Source organism: Streptomyces sp. NPDC050439, assembly GCF_040655335.1.
In the GTDB taxonomy this organism is placed as follows: domain Bacteria; phylum Actinomycetota; class Actinomycetes; order Streptomycetales; family Streptomycetaceae; genus Streptomyces.
This window is the reverse complement of sequence record NZ_JBFAJT010000012.1, coordinates 1-14,242: the sequence shown is the minus strand read 5'-3', so window position 1 is coordinate 14,242 and position 14,242 is coordinate 1. Positions and strand designations below refer to the sequence as shown.

Below are 14,242 nucleotides of genomic sequence, written 5' to 3'. Positions count from 1 at the left end.
GAACCGATGAGCACCATTGACATCCTTTCGCCGGCAGGCGACAAGGCCGGGACCGTCGAGCTCCCCTCGGAGATCTTCGACGTCGAGAAGATCAGCATTCCGCTGATCCACCAGGTCGTTGTCGCCCAGCTGGCCGCTGCCCGACAGGGCACGCACAAGACCAAGCGCCGCGGTGAAGTCCGCGGTGGTGGCAAGAAGCCGTACCGCCAGAAGGGCACCGGCCGCGCGCGCCAGGGTTCGACCCGTGCGCCGCAGTTCGCCGGCGGTGGCGTCGTCCACGGCCCGCAGCCGCGTGACTACTCGCAGCGGACCCCGAAGAAGATGAAGGCCGCGGCCCTGCGCCACGCCCTCACCGACCGGGCCCGCAACGCTCGTATCCACGTTGTCACCAACGTGGTCGAGGGCGACATCTCCACGAAGGCCGCGAAGACGCTGCTCGGCAAGGTCAGCGAGCGCAAGAACGTGCTCCTGGTCATCGACCGCGCGGACGAGACTTCGCTGCTCTCCGCCCGCAACCTGCCCCAGGTGCACATCCTGGAGCCGGGCCAGCTGAACACGTACGACGTGCTCGTCTCGGACGACGTGGTCTTCACCAAGGCTGCTTTCGAGTCCTTCGTGTCTGGCCCCCAGGCCGCTGAGACCGAAGGGAGCGAAGCCTGATGGCTACGCGTCACCCGAGCATCGCCCCCAAGGCGGCCAAGGCCGCCAAGGCCGCGCGCATCGCCAAGGCGAAGCGCCACGCCACCGAGGGCAAGAACACTGTTGAGACGCCGCTGAGCAAGAGCTTCACGGACCCCCGTGACGTCCTCGTCAAGCCGGTCGTCTCCGAGAAGAGCTACGCGCTTCTCGACGAGGGCAAGTACACCTTCGTCGTCGCGCCCGGCGCCAACAAGACCCAGATCAAGCAGGCCGTCGAGGCGGTCTTCTCGGTCAAGGTCACTGGGGTCAACACGATCAACCGCCAGGGCAAGCGCAAGCGCACCCGCACGGGGTTCGGTAAGCGCGCTGACACCAAGCGCGCGATCGTGACCCTTGCTGAGGGCGACCGTATCGACATCTTCGGCCAGGCCTCCTAACGGAGCGCCCTGGTCCGAATATCGGACGAGGACTGAGAAATGGGAATCCGCAAGTACAAGCCGACTACGCCGGGCCGTCGTGGCTCCAGCGTCGCCGACTTCGTCGAGGTAACGCGGTCCACGCCGGAGAAGTCGCTGGTCCGCCCGCTGCACAGCAAGGGCGGCCGTAACAACGCCGGTCGTGTGACCGTTCGCCACCAGGGTGGCGGACACAAGCGCGCCTACCGAGTGATCGACTTCCGTCGTCACGACAAGGACGGCGTGCCGGCGAAGGTCGCGCACATCGAGTACGACCCGAACCGCACCGCGCGCATCGCGCTCCTGCACTACGCGGACGGCGAGAAGCGCTACATCCTGGCCCCCCGCAACCTGTCGCAGGGTGACCGGGTCGAGAACGGACCGGGCGCGGACATCAAGCCGGGCAACAACCTGGCGCTCCGCAACATCCCGGTCGGTACGACCATCCACGCCATCGAGCTGCGGCCCGGCGGCGGCGCGAAGTTCGCCCGCTCCGCGGGTGCCTCCGTGCAGCTGCTGGCGAAGGAGGGCTCCATGGCCCACCTTCGTATGCCGTCCGGTGAGATCCGTCTGGTCGACGTCCGCTGCCGCGCCACGATCGGCGAGGTCGGCAACGCCGAGCAGTCGAACATCAACTGGGGCAAGGCCGGCCGTAAGCGCTGGCTGGGCGTTCGCCCGACCGTTCGCGGTGTGGCGATGAACCCGGTCGACCACCCGCACGGTGGTGGTGAAGGCAAGACTTCCGGTGGTCGCCACCCGGTCTCGCCGTGGGGTCAGAAGGAGGGTCGTACTCGTTCGCCGAAGAAGGCGAGCAACAAGTACATCGTCCGCCGCCGCAAGACGAACAAGAAGCGCTAGGAGCGGGTTTAGATGCCGCGCAGTCTCAAGAAGGGACCCTTCGTCGACGGACACCTCATCAAGAAGGTGGATGTCCAGAACGAAGCAGGTTCCAAGAACGTCATCAAGACCTGGTCCCGTCGCTCGATGATCGTCCCGGCCATGCTGGGCCACACGATCGCGGTGCACAACGGCAAGACCCACATCCCGGTGTTCGTCACCGAGGCGATGGTCGGCCACAAGCTCGGCGAGTTCTCGCCGACTCGCACCTTCCGCGGCCACGTCAAGGACGACCGGAAGTCGAAGCGCCGCTAGCGCGGGGTGGAACGACTATGACTTACACCGAAGGGACAACCATGGAAGCCAGGGCCCAGGCGCGGTACATCCGCGTCACGCCCATGAAGGCCCGCCGAGTGGTGGACCTCATCCGTGGCATGGATGCCACGGAGGCTCAGGCGGTCCTGCGTTTCGCCCCGCAGGCCGCGAGCGTGCCGGTTGGCAAGGTGCTTGACAGCGCCATCGCCAACGCTGCACACAACTACGACCACAGTGACGCCTCTTCGCTGGTCATCAGCGAGGCGTACGTGGATGAGGGCCCGACCCTGAAGCGGTTCCGTCCGCGTGCCCAGGGCCGTGCCTACCGGATCCGTAAGCGGACCAGCCACATCACCGTGGTCGTCAGCAGCAAGGAAGGAACCCGGTAATGGGCCAGAAGGTAAACCCGCACGGGTTCCGGCTCGGCATTACCACCGACTTCAAGTCGCGTTGGTACGCCGACAAGCTGTACAAGGACTACGTCAAGGAAGACGTCGCCATCCGTCGGATGATGACGTCCGGCATGGAGCGCGCCGGCATCTCGAAGGTTGAGATCGAGCGCACCCGTGACCGCGTGCGGGTGGACATCCACACCGCGCGTCCCGGCATCGTCATCGGCCGCCGTGGCGCCGAGGCCGACCGCATCCGCGGTGACCTCGAGAAGCTCACGGGCAAGCAGGTTCAGCTGAACATCCTCGAGGTCAAGAACCCCGAGGTCGACGCTCAGCTGGTCGCGCAGGCCGTTGCAGAGCAGCTGTCCTCCCGCGTCTCCTTCCGTCGCGCCATGCGCAAGAGCATGCAGTCGACGATGAAGGCCGGCGCCAAGGGCATCAAGATCCAGTGTGGCGGCCGTCTCGGCGGCGCCGAGATGTCTCGCTCGGAGTTCTACCGCGAGGGCCGCGTGCCCCTGCACACCCTCCGTGCGAACGTCGACTACGGCTTCTTCGAGGCCAAGACGACCTTCGGCCGTATCGGCGTGAAGGTCTGGATCTACAAGGGCGACGTCAAGAACATCGCCGAGGTCCGCGCCGAGAACGCCGCGGCCCGTGCGGGTAACCGCCCGGCCCGTGGTGGCGGCAACGACCGCCCGGCCCGTGGTGGCCGTGGTGGCGAGCGTGGCGGCCGCGGCCGCAAGCCGCAGCAGCAGTCCGCGCCGGCTGCCGAGGCCCCCAAGGCCGACGCTCCCGCCGCAGCTGCCGCTCCGGCTGAGAGCACCGGAACGGAGGCCTGACCGACATGCTGATCCCTCGTAGGGTCAAGCACCGCAAGCAGCACCACCCCAAGCGCAGCGGTATGTCAAAGGGTGGTACGCAGGTTGCGTTCGGCGAGTACGGCATTCAGGCCCTCACTCCGGCGTACGTGACCAACCGCCAGATCGAGGCGGCTCGTATCGCGATGACCCGCCACATCAAGCGTGGCGGCAAGGTCTGGATCAACATCTACCCGGACCGCCCGCTGACGAAGAAGCCCGCCGAGACCCGCATGGGTTCCGGTAAGGGTTCCCCCGAGTGGTGGGTCGCGAACGTCAAGCCCGGACGGGTGATGTTCGAGCTGTCCTACCCGAATGAGAAGACTGCGCGTGAGGCGCTTACCCGCGCTGCTCACAAGCTTCCGATGAAGTGCCGGATTGTTCGGCGCGAGGCAGGTGAGTCGTGATGTCGGCCGGTACCAAGGCGTCCGAGCTGCGCGAACTGGGCAACGAGGAGCTTCTCAACAAGCTCCGCGAGGCCAAGGAAGAGCTGTTCAACCTCCGCTTCCAGGCGGCGACCGGTCAGCTCGAGAACCACGGTCGGCTGAAGGCCGTCCGTAAGGACATCGCGCGGATCTACACCCTGATGCGTGAGCGCGAGCTGGGCATCGAGACGGTGGAGAGCGCCTGATGAGCGAGAGCAACGTGACTGAGACCAAGAGCGACCGCGGTTTCCGCAAGACCCGTGAGGGTCTGGTCGTCAGCGACAAGATGGACAAGACCGTCGTCGTCGCTGTCGAGGACCGTGTGAAGCACGCCCTGTACGGCAAGGTCATCCGCCGTACGAACAAGCTCAAGGCGCACGACGAGCAGAACGCTGCCGGCGTCGGCGACCGCGTCCTCCTGATGGAGACGCGTCCGCTGTCGGCGACCAAGCGCTGGCGCATCGTCGAGATCCTCGAGAAGGCCAAGTAATTTCCGAGGGGATTTCCCCTCGGATCAGTTCCGCCAGGCTCGGTGGGGGCCGGCTCCCGTAAGGGATTCGCCCCCGCCGGGAACCGGCAGACAAACAGGAGATAGACGTGATCCAGCAGGAGTCGCGACTTCGGATCGCCGACAACACGGGTGCGAAGGAAATTCTCACCATCCGTGTTCTCGGTGGCTCGGGTCGCCGCTACGCGGGTATCGGTGACGTCATCGTCGCCACCGTCAAGGACGCGATCCCCGGTGGCAACGTGAAGAAGGGTGACGTCGTCAAGGCGGTCATCGTTCGCACCGTCAAGGAGCGCCGCCGTCCCGACGGCTCGTACATCCGCTTCGACGAGAACGCCGCCGTCATTCTGAAGAACGACGGCGACCCTCGCGGCACCCGTATCTTCGGCCCGGTGGGCCGTGAGCTGCGCGAGAAGAAGTTCATGAAGATCATCTCGCTCGCGCCGGAGGTGCTGTAAGCATGAAGATCAAGAAGGGCGACCTGGTTCAGGTCATCACCGGTAAGGACAAGGGCAAGCAGGGCAAGGTCATTGCCGCTTACCCGCGCGACGAGCGCGTCCTGGTCGAGGGTGTCAACCGGGTCAAGAAGCACACGAAGGCCGGCCCGACCGCCAGCGGTTCGCAGGCCGGCGGCATCGTGACCACCGAAGCCCCTGTCCACGTCTCCAACGTCCAGCTGGTCGTGGAGAAGGACGGCAACAAGGTTGTCACGCGTGTCGGTTTCCGCTTCGACGATGACGGCAACAAGATCCGCGTTGCCAAGCGGACGGGTGAGGACATCTGATGACGACCACCACCAGCCCGCGTCTGAAGACGAAGTACCGCGAGGAGATCGCGGCGAAGCTGCAGGAAGAGTTCTCGTACGAGAACGTCATGCAGACGCCCGGCCTCGTCAAGATCGTGGTCAACATGGGTGTCGGCGACGCCGCCCGTGACTCGAAGCTCATGGACGGTGCCGTCCGTGACCTGACCACCATCACGGGTCAGAAGCCGGCCATCACGAAGGCCCGGAAGTCCATCGCGCAGTTCAAGCTGCGCGAGGGTCAGCCGATCGGCTGCCACGTCACGCTCCGTGGCGACCGCATGTGGGAGTTCCTGGACCGCACCCTGTCGCTCGCGCTTCCGCGCATCCGCGACTTCCGTGGTCTGTCCCCCAAGCAGTTCGACGGCCGTGGCAACTACACCTTCGGTCTCACGGAGCAGGTCATGTTCCACGAGATCGACCAGGACAAGATCGACCGCGTCCGGGGTATGGACATCACCGTGGTCACCACGGCGACCAACGACGCTGAGGGCCGTGCCCTTCTCCGTCACCTCGGCTTCCCCTTCAAGGAGGCGTAAGCGAGATGGCGAAGAAGGCACTTATTGCCAAGGCTGCTCGTAAGCCCAAGTTCGGTGTGCGCGGCTACACCCGCTGCCAGCGCTGCGGCCGTCCGCACTCCGTGTACCGCAAGTTCGGCCTGTGCCGCGTCTGCCTTCGTGAGATGGCTCACCGTGGCGAGCTGCCGGGCGTGACCAAGAGCTCCTGGTAATTCCCCCTGTCCTAAGGGACTTGGGAATTAACAGAGGCTCTCGGTAAGTATCTGGTCGGTAGGTGGCCCACCTCTCCATGGCTTAGGCTAGGAGGGTTGGGCGCCTGCCGCCCTGACCGACTTACTACGCCGTAGGTCCCCGCGCCGCACCCGTCCCGCCTCTGAGTGGGGAGAGGGATGGCGCAGATAGGAAACCACGGCGAGATAGGCCGAAGGCCAATTCATGACCATGACTGATCCGATCGCGGACATGCTGACTCGTCTGCGTAACGCGAACTCGGCGTACCACGACTCCGTGGCGATGCCGCACAGCAAGATCAAGTCTCACATCGCGGAGATCCTCCAGCAGGAGGGCTTCATCACGGGCTGGAAGGTCGAGGACGCCGAGGTTGGCAAGAACCTCGTTCTCGAGCTGAAGTTCGGCCCGAACCGTGAGCGCTCCATTGCGGGCATCAAGCGGATCTCCAAGCCCGGTCTCCGGGTTTACGCGAAGTCCACCAACCTGCCGAAGGTGCTCGGCGGCCTGGGCGTGGCGATCATCTCCACGTCGCACGGTCTGCTCACCGGCCAGCAGGCAGGCAAGAAGGGCGTAGGTGGGGAAGTCCTCGCCTACGTCTGGTAGTCGGGAACGGAGGAATAGCTAATGTCGCGTATTGGCAAGCTCCCCATCACGGTTCCCGCCGGCGTGGACGTCACCATCGACGGCCGGACGGTCTCGGTTAAGGGTCCCAAGGGCTCCCTTTCCCACACCGTCGTCGCGCCGATCGACATCGCTAAGGGTGAGGACGGCGTCCTGAACGTCACCCGCCCGAACGACGAGCGTCAGAACAAGGCCCTGCACGGCCTGTCCCGCACGCTGGTGGCGAACATGATCACCGGCGTGACCGCGGGTTACGTGAAGAAGCTCGAGATCAGCGGTGTCGGTTACCGCGTCCTCGCGAAGGGCTCCAACCTGGAGTTCTCGCTGGGTTACAGCCACCCGATCCTGGTCGAGGCCCCCGAGGGCATCACCTTCAAGGTGGAGTCCGCGACCAAGCTTTCGGTCGAGGGCATCGACAAGCAGAAGGTCGGCGAGGTTGCGGCCAACATCCGCAAGCTGCGCAAGCCCGACCCGTACAAGGCCAAGGGCGTCAAGTACGAGGGCGAAGTCATCCGGCGCAAGGTCGGAAAGGCAGGTAAGTAAGCCATGGCATACGGTGTGAAGATCGCCAAGGGCGACGCTTACAAGCGTGCCGCCAAGGCCCGCCGCCACATCCGCATCCGCAAGCACGTGTCGGGTACGGCGGAGCGTCCGCGCCTCGTCGTGACTCGCTCGAACCGCAACATCGTTGCTCAGGTCATCGACGACCTCAAGGGTCACACCCTTGCGTCGGCGTCGACCCTGGACGCGACGATCCGCGGTGGCGAGGCCGACAAGTCCGCGCAGGCCAAGCAGGTCGGCGCGCTCGTCGCCGAGCGTGCCAAGGCTGCGGGTGTCGAGGCCGTCGTGTTCGACCGCGGTGGCAACAAGTACGCCGGGCGCATTGCCGCTCTGGCGGACGCCGCCCGCGAAGCCGGGCTGAAGTTCTAAGCCCCGGTTCCGGAGCTAGCGGACGTAACAGAGAGAGGTAATTCCAATGGCTGGACCCCAGCGCCGCGGAAGCGGTGCCGGTGGCGGCGAGCGGCGGGACCGGAAGGGTCGCGACGGTGGCGCTGCCGCCGAAAAGACCGCATACGTTGAGCGCGTTGTCGCGATCAACCGTGTCGCCAAGGTTGTCAAGGGTGGTCGCCGCTTCAGCTTCACCGCGCTGGTCGTGGTGGGCGACGGTGACGGCACCGTAGGTGTCGGATACGGCAAGGCCAAGGAAGTTCCCGCGGCCATCGCCAAGGGCGTTGAAGAGGCCAAGAAGAACTTCTTCAAGGTTCCGCGTATCCAGGGCACCATCCCGCACCCGATCACGGGCGAGAAGGCCGCGGGCGTCGTCCTGCTCAAGCCTGCTTCCCCCGGTACCGGTGTTATCGCCGGTGGCCCGGTGCGTGCTGTGCTCGAGTGCGCCGGCGTTCACGACATCCTGTCGAAGTCGCTCGGCTCGTCGAACGCGATCAACATCGTGCACGCGACCGTGGCGGCCCTGAAGGGCCTGCAGCGTCCCGAGGAGATCGCGGCTCGCCGTGGTCTGCCCCTCGAGGACGTGGCCCCCGCGGCTCTGCTTCGTGCACGTGCGGGAGCGGGTGCGTAATGGCCCGTCTCAAGATCACGCAGACGAAGTCGTACATCGGCAGCAAGCAGAACCACCGCGACACGCTGCGTTCGCTCGGGCTCAAGCGCCTGAACGACGTGGTCGTCAAGGAAGACCGCCCCGAGTTCCGCGGAATGGCTAACACCGTCCGCCACCTCGTGACGGTTGAGGAGGTCGACTGACATGGCGGAGCAGAACCCGCTGAAGGTCCACAACCTCCGGCCCGCCCCGGGCGCCAAGACCGCCAAGACCCGTGTGGGTCGTGGTGAGGCGTCCAAGGGTAAGACCGCTGGTCGTGGTACCAAGGGCACCAAGGCCCGTTACCAGGTTCCGGAGCGCTTCGAGGGTGGCCAGATGCCCCTCCACATGCGTCTCCCGAAGCTCAAGGGCTTCAAGAACCCGTTCAAGACCGAGTTCCAGGTCGTGAACCTCGACAAGCTGAGCGCGCTGTTCCCCGAGGGTGGCGAGGTCACCGTCGAGGCCCTCGTGGCCAAGGGTGCGGTTCGCAAGAACAGCCTCGTCAAGGTCCTCGGCCAGGGTGAGGTCACCGTGGCGCTGCAGGTGACGGTTGACGCCGTCTCCGGCTCCGCCAAGGAGAAGATCACCGCCGCCGGCGGTACCGTCACCGAGCTCGTCTGAATTCTTCAGGCCACTCGATGACTTGAGCGATTCCCAGCCGGGGATGCCCCACAAAAGGGGCATCCCCGGTTGGTCGTTCCAAGGGGGGCACGGTCGCCGGTAAGGTGGCGTGCACTGTCTAAGCTCCGTGCGGTCTGCCCGTGCGGTTTTTCTGACTGATACGTATTCGTCGATCCTCAGACCACTACCTCTGACGCACGCGCGCGGGGGTCGCAGGAGGCACCGTGCTCACCGCGTTCGCCCGGGCGTTCAAGACGCCCGACCTGCGCAAGAAGCTGCTCTTCACTCTCGGCATCATCGTGATCTACCGGCTCGGAACGCACATTCCGATCCCGGGCGTCAGCTATAAGAACGTCCAGGTATGTATGGACCAGGCCAACTCCAACCAGGGGTTGTTCGGTCTGGTCAACATGATGAGTGGCGGGGCGCTGCTGCAGATCACGATCTTCGCGCTCGGCATCATGCCGTACATCACGGCGAGCATCATCCTGCAGTTGCTGACCGTGGTGATCCCGCGGCTCGAGGCCCTGAAGAAGGAGGGCCAGGCCGGCACGGCGAAGATCACGCAGTACACGCGTTATCTCACCGTCGCGCTCGCGATCCTCCAGGGCACCGGCCTCGTGGCGACCGCACGCACGGGCTCGCTGTTCTCCGGCTGCCCCGTCGCCACCGAGATCGTGCCGGATCAGTCGATCTTCGTGACCGTCACCATGGTGATCACGATGACGGCGGGCACGGCCTGCGTCATGTGGCTCGGTGAGCTCATCACCGACCGCGGCATCGGCAACGGCATGTCGATCCTGATGTTCATCTCGATCGCCGCGACCTTCCCGAGCGCCCTGTGGGCCATCAAGAAGCAGGGCTCCCTGGCGGGCGGCTGGATCGAGTTCGGCACCGTCATCGCGGTGGGCCTCGTCATGGTCGGTCTTGTCGTCTTCGTGGAGCAGGCTCAGCGCCGCATTCCGGTTCAGTACGCGAAGCGCATGATCGGTCGCCGGTCTTACGGCGGCACCTCGACGTACATTCCGCTGAAGGTCAATCAGGCGGGCATCATCCCTGTGATCTTCGCCTCTTCGCTGCTCTATATCCCCGCTCTCGTCGCCCAGTTCGCGGGTGGCAACTCCGGGTGGAAGCAGTGGATCGAGGCGAACCTGACCAAGGGCGACCACCCGATTTACATCACGACCTACTTCTTGTTGATCGTGTTCTTCGCCTTCTTCTACGTGGCCATCTCGTTCAACCCCGAGGAAGTCGCGGACAACATGAAGAAGTATGGTGGCTTCATCCCGGGCATCCGGGCTGGCCGTCCGACCGCTGAGTACCTGAGTTACGTACTCAACCGGATCACGTGGCCGGGCTCGCTGTATCTGGGTCTGATCGCTCTCGTACCGACGATGGCGTTGGTGGGCTTCGGCGCGAACCAGAACTTCCCGTTCGGCGGGACAAGCATCCTGATCATCGTGGGTGTGGGTCTGGAGACCGTGAAGCAGATCGAGAGCCAGCTCCAGCAGCGCAATTACGAAGGGTTCCTCCGCTGATGCGAATCGTCCTCGTCGGGCCGCCCGGTGCGGGCAAGGGAACGCAGGCCGCGTTCCTCGCCAAGAACCTGTCGATCCCGCACATCTCCACGGGCGACCTCTTCCGCGCCAACATCAGCAAGGGCACGGAGCTGGGCAAGCAGGCGAAGGCGTTCATGGACGCCGGCAACCTCGTGCCCGATGAGGTCACCATCGGGATGGCGCACGACCGCATGACGCAGGCGGACGCCGCGAACGGCTTCCTGCTCGACGGCTTCCCGCGGAACGTGTCGCAGGCCGAGGCCCTGGACGAGTCGCTCAAGGCGGACGGCCAGAAGCTCGACGCGGTGCTCGACCTCGAGGTCCCCGAGGACGAGGTGGTCAAGCGCATCGCCGGCCGCCGTATCTGCCGGAACGATTCCAGCCACGTTTTCCACGTGACGTACAGCAAGCCGAAGACCGAGGGCGTCTGCGACGTCTGCGGGGGCGAGCTCTACCAGCGCGGTGACGACCAGGAAGAGACCGTGCGCAAGCGTCTCGACGTGTACCACCGCGAGACCGAGCCGATCATCGACCACTACAAGGCCCAGGGCCTGGTGGTCACGATCTCCGCGCTCGGCAAGGTGGACGAGGTCACCAAGCGCGCGATGGACGCCCTCAAGGGCGACAAGTAGCCAGTACGCTGTCTCGGCCGCGGTGCCCCTCGGGGGACCGCGGCCGTAGTGTTGTGTACGTAGTCGGTTCGTGTACGTGGCCGGTTGTTGGACGGATGACGGAGAGCGGAAGCCCCATGGTGCAGATCAAGACCCCCGAGCAGATCGCGAAGATGCGTGAGGCGGGCCTTGTGGTCGCCGCCATCCACGCCGCGACACGTGAGGCGGCGGTGCCGGGTGCCACCACGAAGGACCTGGACGACGTCGCCCGCAAGGTGATCGCCGAACACGGCGCCAAGTCCAACTTCCTCGGGTACGGCGGCTTCCCCGCGACGATCTGCACCTCGGTCAACGAGGTCGTCGTGCACGGCATCCCGGACGACAAGACCGTCCTGAAGGACGGCGACATCATCTCCATCGACGCGGGCGCGATCATCGAGGGCTGGCACGGCGACGCCGCCTACACCGCGTTCGTGGGCACCGGTCACTCACCGGAGCTGATCGAGCTCTCCCGGGTGACCGAGGAGTCGATGTGGGCCGGTCTGGCCGCCATGAAGCAGGGCAACCGGCTCGTCGACATCTCCCGCGCGGTCGAGACGTACATCCGCCGTCAGCCGAAGCCCGGCGGCGGCAAGTACGGCATCGTCGAGGACTACGGCGGCCACGGCATCGGCACCGAGATGCACATGGACCCGCACGTCCTGAACTACGTCGAGCGCCGCCGCGGCAAGGGCCCCAAGCTGGTCCCCGGCCTCTGCCTGGCCATCGAGCCCATGGTCTCCCTCGGCACCCCCCGCACGGAGGTCCTGGAGGACGACTGGACCGTGATCACGACGGACGGTACGTGGTCCTCGCACTGGGAGCACACGATCGCCCTCACGGAGGAGGGCCCGCTCGTCCTGACGTCCCCCGACTGCGGCAGGGCGAAGCTGGCGGAGTACGGGGTCACTGTCGCGCCCGATCCGCTGGGTTGAGCCGTCACCGCTGGGCTGAGGCCTCTGCCGGGGCCCGCCTCTCGACGGACGGAGTCCGGCGCAGCCGCTCGAAGCTTGTGAGGCGCCCTGGCGCCGATCCCGCGAGAGGGGCGTCGGGAGATGGTCGACTGGACCGTCATCACGACGGACGGCACGTGGTCCTCGCACTGGGAGCACACGATCGCCCTCACGGAAGAGGGCCCGCTCGTCCTGACCTCCCCCGACTGCGGCAGGGCGAAGCTGGCTGAGTACGGGGTCACGGTCGCGCCGGACCCGCTGGGCTGAGCCGTCACCGCTGGACGGAGTCCGGCGCAGCCGCTCGAAGCTTGTGAGGCGCCCTGGCGCCGATCCCGCCGGACCCGCTGGGCTCAGCGGTGTGCTGTGCCACCCTTCCCCGAGCTCTCGGCTTCGCTCGGACAGGGGAGGCGCCCGCAGCGTGAGCGGCCTGAGTCTGCTTAAGGATCATCTCGATGGGGCATTCTTCCTCGATTCGTGTTTCCGGGGTGCCTGACGTAGACTGACTCGTCGGCTCTCGTGCATCCGTGTGCCTGCATGCGGCGTACGAAGTCGATCAAGGTAGTCGATTCGAAGGGCAAAGCGTGGCCAAGAAGCAAGGTGCCATCGAGATCGAAGGCACTGTCGTCGAGTCTCTCCCGAACGCCATGTTCAAGGTAGAGCTCCAGAACGGCCACCAGGTCCTGGCACACATCAGCGGCAAGATGCGCATGCACTACATCCGCATCCTCCCTGACGACCGGGTCGTGGTGGAGCTGTCTCCGTACGACCTGACGCGTGGCCGGATCGTCTACCGGTACAAGTAGATCTTGCCCGCACCTCATTCACGTGGGGTGATGGCACTGACCCGGAGAACCTCACCCAATGAAGGTCAAGCCGAGCGTCAAGAAGATCTGCGACAAGTGCAGGGTGATCCGCCGTCACGGCCGGGTCATGATCATCTGCGACAACCCGCGCCACAAGCAGCGCCAGGGCTGACGCACGACTGCAGTTCGCAGATTTTCGCGCGACGCACGTAAAGCACATATGCAGGACCCGTCCCTCTTCAGTGATGGAGGGCGACACCCCCGGTCGGAGGCCGGGGACTCAGGATGTACCACCTCTTTTTAGTGAGGGGTCGGCACCTGGGAACGGTTCTGCTGAAGACCTCCGAAAATCAACAGGAGCCTTGAATGGCACGCCTTGAAGGTGTTGACCTCCCGCGCGAAAAGCGCGTCGAGGTTGCCCTCACGTACGTGTTCGGCATTGGCCGCACGCTGTCCCAGCAGACGCTGGACGCCACCGGTGTGGACCGCAACACCCGTGTTCGTGATCTGTCCGAAGAGGACCTGATCAAGATCCGCGAGTACGTGGACGCCAACATCCAGACGGAGGGTGACCTCCGCCGCGAGATCCAGGCCGACATCCGCCGCAAGGTCGAGATCGGTTGCTACCAGGGTCTTCGTCACCGTCGTGGCCTGCCCGTCCGCGGTCAGCGCACCAGCACGAACGCTCGTACCCGCAAGGGCCCGCGTCGCGCCATCGCCGGTAAGAAGAAGCCGGGCAAGAAGTAGTCCTCGCTCAGCGGTCTATCGACAGCTGTCGCTGCAGGACCGACCACCTCCCGTAGGAGTAATAGATGCCCCCCAAGGGTCGTCAGGGCGCTGCCAAGAAGGTGCGCCGCAAGGAAAAGAAGAACGTCGCTCACGGGCACGCCCACATCAAGAGCACGTTCAACAACACCATCGTCTCGATCACGGACCCCACGGGCAACGTGATCAGCTGGGCCTCCGCCGGCCACGTCGGCTTCAAGGGCTCGCGCAAGTCGACTCCGTTCGCCGCGCAGATGGCCGCCGAGTCGGCCGCGCGTCGCGCCCAGGAGCACGGCATGCGCAAGGTTGACGTCTTCGTCAAGGGTCCGGGTTCCGGTCGCGAGACCGCCATCCGTTCGCTGCAGGCGACCGGCCTCGAGGTCGGCTCGATCCAGGACGTCACGCCGACGCCGCACAACGGCTGCCGTCCCCCCAAGCGTCGCCGCGTCTGACGCACGTCGCTTGACCCAGGGATTTTCGGGCGGTGCGGCTCCTCGGAGCCGTACCGCCCGTACCCTTGTAACAACATCAGGGCATCAAATAGTGGGTGCCCCTGAGCTGAAGGAAACACTTCATGCTGATCGCTCAGCGTCCCTCGTTGACCGAAGAGGTCGTCGACGAATTCCGCTCCCGGTTCGTGATCGAGCCGCTGGAGCCGGGCTTCGGTTACACCCTCGGCAACTCGCTGCGTCGG

26 protein-coding genes and 2 pseudogenes are annotated in these 14,242 nt (G+C 65.4%); all 28 read left to right on the top strand.

Annotated features, from left to right (window positions below):
- Positions 1 to 6: 6 nt before the first annotated feature.
- Positions 7 to 660, top strand: coding sequence for a 50S ribosomal protein L4 (rplD, locus tag AB0I66_RS38270; RefSeq protein ID WP_363212684.1), 654 nt, complete (start codon positions 7 to 9; stop codon positions 658 to 660).
- Entirely contained in the window at positions 660 to 1,076 is a 417-nt protein-coding gene (gene rplW, locus AB0I66_RS38265; protein WP_363212683.1) for a 50S ribosomal protein L23, read from the top strand. The genes rplD and rplW overlap by 1 nt, the downstream gene beginning before the upstream one ends.
- Positions 1,077 to 1,115: 39 nt before the next feature.
- Positions 1,116 to 1,952, top strand: coding sequence for a 50S ribosomal protein L2 (gene rplB, locus AB0I66_RS38260; protein ID WP_160506661.1), 837 nt, complete (start codon positions 1,116 to 1,118; stop codon positions 1,950 to 1,952).
- A 12-nt stretch (positions 1,953 to 1,964) separates the two neighbouring features.
- The gene (rpsS, locus tag AB0I66_RS38255) at positions 1,965 to 2,246 is read left to right on the top strand and encodes a 30S ribosomal protein S19 (RefSeq protein WP_160506662.1); all 282 of its coding nucleotides are present in this window, start codon (positions 1,965 to 1,967) and stop codon (positions 2,244 to 2,246) included.
- Between the two features lie 41 nt (positions 2,247 to 2,287).
- The gene (rplV, locus tag AB0I66_RS38250; protein ID WP_016645177.1) at positions 2,288 to 2,635 is read left to right on the top strand and encodes a 50S ribosomal protein L22; all 348 of its coding nucleotides are present in this window, start codon (positions 2,288 to 2,290) and stop codon (positions 2,633 to 2,635) included.
- Positions 2,635 to 3,477 carry a 30S ribosomal protein S3 gene (rpsC, locus tag AB0I66_RS38245; RefSeq protein WP_160506663.1) on the top strand — a complete coding sequence of 281 codons (843 nt, stop codon included), beginning with the start codon at positions 2,635 to 2,637 and terminating at the stop codon, positions 3,475 to 3,477. The genes rplV and rpsC overlap by 1 nt, the downstream gene beginning before the upstream one ends.
- Positions 3,478 to 3,482: 5 nt before the next feature.
- Entirely contained in the window at positions 3,483 to 3,902 is a 420-nt protein-coding gene (rplP, locus tag AB0I66_RS38240; protein WP_135332557.1) for a 50S ribosomal protein L16, read from the top strand.
- Positions 3,902 to 4,126 (top strand): 50S ribosomal protein L29, encoded by a 225-nt coding sequence (gene rpmC, locus AB0I66_RS38235; RefSeq protein ID WP_010036720.1) that lies wholly within the window; start codon positions 3,902 to 3,904, stop codon positions 4,124 to 4,126. The genes rplP and rpmC overlap by 1 nt, the downstream gene beginning before the upstream one ends.
- Complete coding sequence (gene rpsQ, locus AB0I66_RS38230) at positions 4,126 to 4,410, top strand: 30S ribosomal protein S17 (RefSeq protein WP_361837218.1); 285 nt, start codon at positions 4,126 to 4,128, stop codon at positions 4,408 to 4,410. Before rpmC ends, rpsQ begins: the two co-directional genes overlap by 1 nt.
- 107 nt (positions 4,411 to 4,517) lie before the next feature.
- Complete coding sequence (rplN, locus tag AB0I66_RS38225; RefSeq protein WP_073768975.1) at positions 4,518 to 4,886, top strand: 50S ribosomal protein L14; 369 nt, start codon at positions 4,518 to 4,520, stop codon at positions 4,884 to 4,886.
- 2 nt (positions 4,887 to 4,888) lie between these two features.
- Positions 4,889 to 5,212: a 50S ribosomal protein L24 gene (gene rplX / locus AB0I66_RS38220; protein WP_160506664.1), complete on the top strand. Its 324-nt coding sequence runs from the start codon at positions 4,889 to 4,891 to the stop codon at positions 5,210 to 5,212.
- Positions 5,212 to 5,769, top strand: a complete 558-nt coding sequence (gene rplE, locus AB0I66_RS38215) for a 50S ribosomal protein L5 (RefSeq protein WP_160506665.1) — start codon at positions 5,212 to 5,214, stop codon at positions 5,767 to 5,769. The genes rplX and rplE overlap by 1 nt, the downstream gene beginning before the upstream one ends.
- 5 nt (positions 5,770 to 5,774) lie before the next feature.
- Positions 5,775 to 5,960 (top strand): type Z 30S ribosomal protein S14, encoded by a 186-nt coding sequence (locus tag AB0I66_RS38210; RefSeq protein WP_003948630.1) that lies wholly within the window; start codon positions 5,775 to 5,777, stop codon positions 5,958 to 5,960.
- A 223-nt stretch (positions 5,961 to 6,183) separates the two neighbouring features.
- Positions 6,184 to 6,582: a 30S ribosomal protein S8 gene (gene rpsH / locus AB0I66_RS38205; protein WP_030359017.1), complete on the top strand. Its 399-nt coding sequence runs from the start codon at positions 6,184 to 6,186 to the stop codon at positions 6,580 to 6,582.
- Between the two features lie 21 nt (positions 6,583 to 6,603).
- On the top strand, positions 6,604 to 7,143 hold the full coding sequence (rplF, locus tag AB0I66_RS38200; RefSeq protein ID WP_363212682.1) for a 50S ribosomal protein L6: 540 nt from the start codon (positions 6,604 to 6,606) through the stop codon (positions 7,141 to 7,143).
- A gap of 3 nt (positions 7,144 to 7,146) precedes the next feature.
- Positions 7,147 to 7,530, top strand: coding sequence for a 50S ribosomal protein L18 (gene rplR, locus AB0I66_RS38195; protein ID WP_363212681.1), 384 nt, complete (start codon positions 7,147 to 7,149; stop codon positions 7,528 to 7,530).
- A 46-nt stretch (positions 7,531 to 7,576) separates the two neighbouring features.
- Positions 7,577 to 8,179 carry a 30S ribosomal protein S5 gene (gene rpsE / locus AB0I66_RS38190; protein ID WP_160506669.1) on the top strand — a complete coding sequence of 201 codons (603 nt, stop codon included), beginning with the start codon at positions 7,577 to 7,579 and terminating at the stop codon, positions 8,177 to 8,179.
- Positions 8,179 to 8,361 (top strand): 50S ribosomal protein L30, encoded by a 183-nt coding sequence (gene rpmD / locus AB0I66_RS38185; RefSeq protein ID WP_041985698.1) that lies wholly within the window; start codon positions 8,179 to 8,181, stop codon positions 8,359 to 8,361. The genes rpsE and rpmD overlap by 1 nt, the downstream gene beginning before the upstream one ends.
- A 1-nt stretch (position 8,362) precedes the next feature.
- Positions 8,363 to 8,818 carry a 50S ribosomal protein L15 gene (rplO, locus tag AB0I66_RS38180; RefSeq protein ID WP_098244248.1) on the top strand — a complete coding sequence of 152 codons (456 nt, stop codon included), beginning with the start codon at positions 8,363 to 8,365 and terminating at the stop codon, positions 8,816 to 8,818.
- Positions 8,819 to 9,042: 224 nt separating this feature from the next.
- Complete coding sequence (secY, locus tag AB0I66_RS38175; protein ID WP_363212680.1) at positions 9,043 to 10,356, top strand: preprotein translocase subunit SecY; 1,314 nt, start codon at positions 9,043 to 9,045, stop codon at positions 10,354 to 10,356.
- A complete protein-coding gene (locus AB0I66_RS38170; protein ID WP_363212679.1) occupies positions 10,356 to 11,009 on the top strand; it encodes an adenylate kinase in 654 nt (217 codons plus the stop codon). Before secY ends, AB0I66_RS38170 begins: the two co-directional genes overlap by 1 nt.
- A gap of 116 nt (positions 11,010 to 11,125) precedes the next feature.
- Positions 11,126 to 11,962 (top strand): type I methionyl aminopeptidase, encoded by an 837-nt coding sequence (gene map / locus AB0I66_RS38165; RefSeq protein WP_363212677.1) that lies wholly within the window; start codon positions 11,126 to 11,128, stop codon positions 11,960 to 11,962.
- Positions 11,963 to 12,079: 117 nt separating this feature from the next.
- A pseudogene (locus AB0I66_RS38160) lies at positions 12,080 to 12,247 on the top strand (type I methionyl aminopeptidase); the annotation flags it as partial.
- 314 nt (positions 12,248 to 12,561) lie between these two features.
- The gene (gene infA / locus AB0I66_RS38155; RefSeq protein WP_003948620.1) at positions 12,562 to 12,783 is read left to right on the top strand and encodes a translation initiation factor IF-1; all 222 of its coding nucleotides are present in this window, start codon (positions 12,562 to 12,564) and stop codon (positions 12,781 to 12,783) included.
- A 58-nt stretch (positions 12,784 to 12,841) separates the two neighbouring features.
- Entirely contained in the window at positions 12,842 to 12,955 is a 114-nt protein-coding gene (gene rpmJ, locus AB0I66_RS38150) for a 50S ribosomal protein L36 (RefSeq protein ID WP_003948619.1), read from the top strand.
- Positions 12,956 to 13,149: 194 nt separating this feature from the next.
- A complete protein-coding gene (rpsM, locus tag AB0I66_RS38145; RefSeq protein ID WP_135332566.1) occupies positions 13,150 to 13,530 on the top strand; it encodes a 30S ribosomal protein S13 in 381 nt (126 codons plus the stop codon).
- 65 nt (positions 13,531 to 13,595) lie between these two features.
- Entirely contained in the window at positions 13,596 to 14,000 is a 405-nt protein-coding gene (rpsK, locus tag AB0I66_RS38140) for a 30S ribosomal protein S11 (RefSeq protein WP_003948617.1), read from the top strand.
- 122 nt (positions 14,001 to 14,122) lie between these two features.
- Positions 14,123 to 14,242 (top strand): annotated as a pseudogene (locus tag AB0I66_RS38135) (DNA-directed RNA polymerase subunit alpha); the annotation flags it as partial.

Excerpts from the sequence above, each read along its gene's own strand:
- rpsS (WP_160506662.1), top strand. The coding sequence starts at position 1,965 with ATGCCGCGCAGTCTCAAGAAGGGACCCTTCGTCGACGGACACCTCATC.
- rpsM (WP_135332566.1), top strand. The coding sequence starts at position 13,150 with ATGGCACGCCTTGAAGGTGTTGACCTCCCGCGCGAAAAGCGCGTCGAG.
- rpmD (WP_041985698.1), top strand. The coding sequence starts at position 8,179 with ATGGCCCGTCTCAAGATCACGCAGACGAAGTCGTACATCGGCAGCAAG.
- rplW (WP_363212683.1), top strand. The coding sequence starts at position 660 with ATGGCTACGCGTCACCCGAGCATCGCCCCCAAGGCGGCCAAGGCCGCC.
- rpsE (WP_160506669.1), top strand. The coding sequence starts at position 7,577 with ATGGCTGGACCCCAGCGCCGCGGAAGCGGTGCCGGTGGCGGCGAGCGG.
- rplB (WP_160506661.1), top strand. The coding sequence starts at position 1,116 with ATGGGAATCCGCAAGTACAAGCCGACTACGCCGGGCCGTCGTGGCTCC.
- map (WP_363212677.1), top strand. The coding sequence starts at position 11,126 with ATGGTGCAGATCAAGACCCCCGAGCAGATCGCGAAGATGCGTGAGGCG.
- rplP (WP_135332557.1), top strand. The coding sequence starts at position 3,483 with ATGCTGATCCCTCGTAGGGTCAAGCACCGCAAGCAGCACCACCCCAAG.
- rpsQ (WP_361837218.1), top strand. The coding sequence starts at position 4,126 with ATGAGCGAGAGCAACGTGACTGAGACCAAGAGCGACCGCGGTTTCCGC.
- rpmJ (WP_003948619.1), top strand. The coding sequence starts at position 12,842 with ATGAAGGTCAAGCCGAGCGTCAAGAAGATCTGCGACAAGTGCAGGGTG.
- rpsH (WP_030359017.1), top strand. The coding sequence starts at position 6,184 with ATGACCATGACTGATCCGATCGCGGACATGCTGACTCGTCTGCGTAAC.
- rplV (WP_016645177.1), top strand. The coding sequence starts at position 2,288 with ATGGAAGCCAGGGCCCAGGCGCGGTACATCCGCGTCACGCCCATGAAG.
- rplF (WP_363212682.1), top strand. The coding sequence starts at position 6,604 with ATGTCGCGTATTGGCAAGCTCCCCATCACGGTTCCCGCCGGCGTGGAC.
- AB0I66_RS38170 (WP_363212679.1), top strand. The coding sequence starts at position 10,356 with ATGCGAATCGTCCTCGTCGGGCCGCCCGGTGCGGGCAAGGGAACGCAG.
- rplO (WP_098244248.1), top strand. The coding sequence starts at position 8,363 with ATGGCGGAGCAGAACCCGCTGAAGGTCCACAACCTCCGGCCCGCCCCG.
- rpmC (WP_010036720.1), top strand. The coding sequence starts at position 3,902 with ATGTCGGCCGGTACCAAGGCGTCCGAGCTGCGCGAACTGGGCAACGAG.
- rplE (WP_160506665.1), top strand. The coding sequence starts at position 5,212 with ATGACGACCACCACCAGCCCGCGTCTGAAGACGAAGTACCGCGAGGAG.
- rplX (WP_160506664.1), top strand. The coding sequence starts at position 4,889 with ATGAAGATCAAGAAGGGCGACCTGGTTCAGGTCATCACCGGTAAGGAC.
- rpsC (WP_160506663.1), top strand. The coding sequence starts at position 2,635 with ATGGGCCAGAAGGTAAACCCGCACGGGTTCCGGCTCGGCATTACCACC.
- rplD (WP_363212684.1), top strand. The coding sequence starts at position 7 with ATGAGCACCATTGACATCCTTTCGCCGGCAGGCGACAAGGCCGGGACC.
- rpsK (WP_003948617.1), top strand. The coding sequence starts at position 13,596 with ATGCCCCCCAAGGGTCGTCAGGGCGCTGCCAAGAAGGTGCGCCGCAAG.
- rplR (WP_363212681.1), top strand. The coding sequence starts at position 7,147 with ATGGCATACGGTGTGAAGATCGCCAAGGGCGACGCTTACAAGCGTGCC.
- AB0I66_RS38210 (WP_003948630.1), top strand. The coding sequence starts at position 5,775 with ATGGCGAAGAAGGCACTTATTGCCAAGGCTGCTCGTAAGCCCAAGTTC.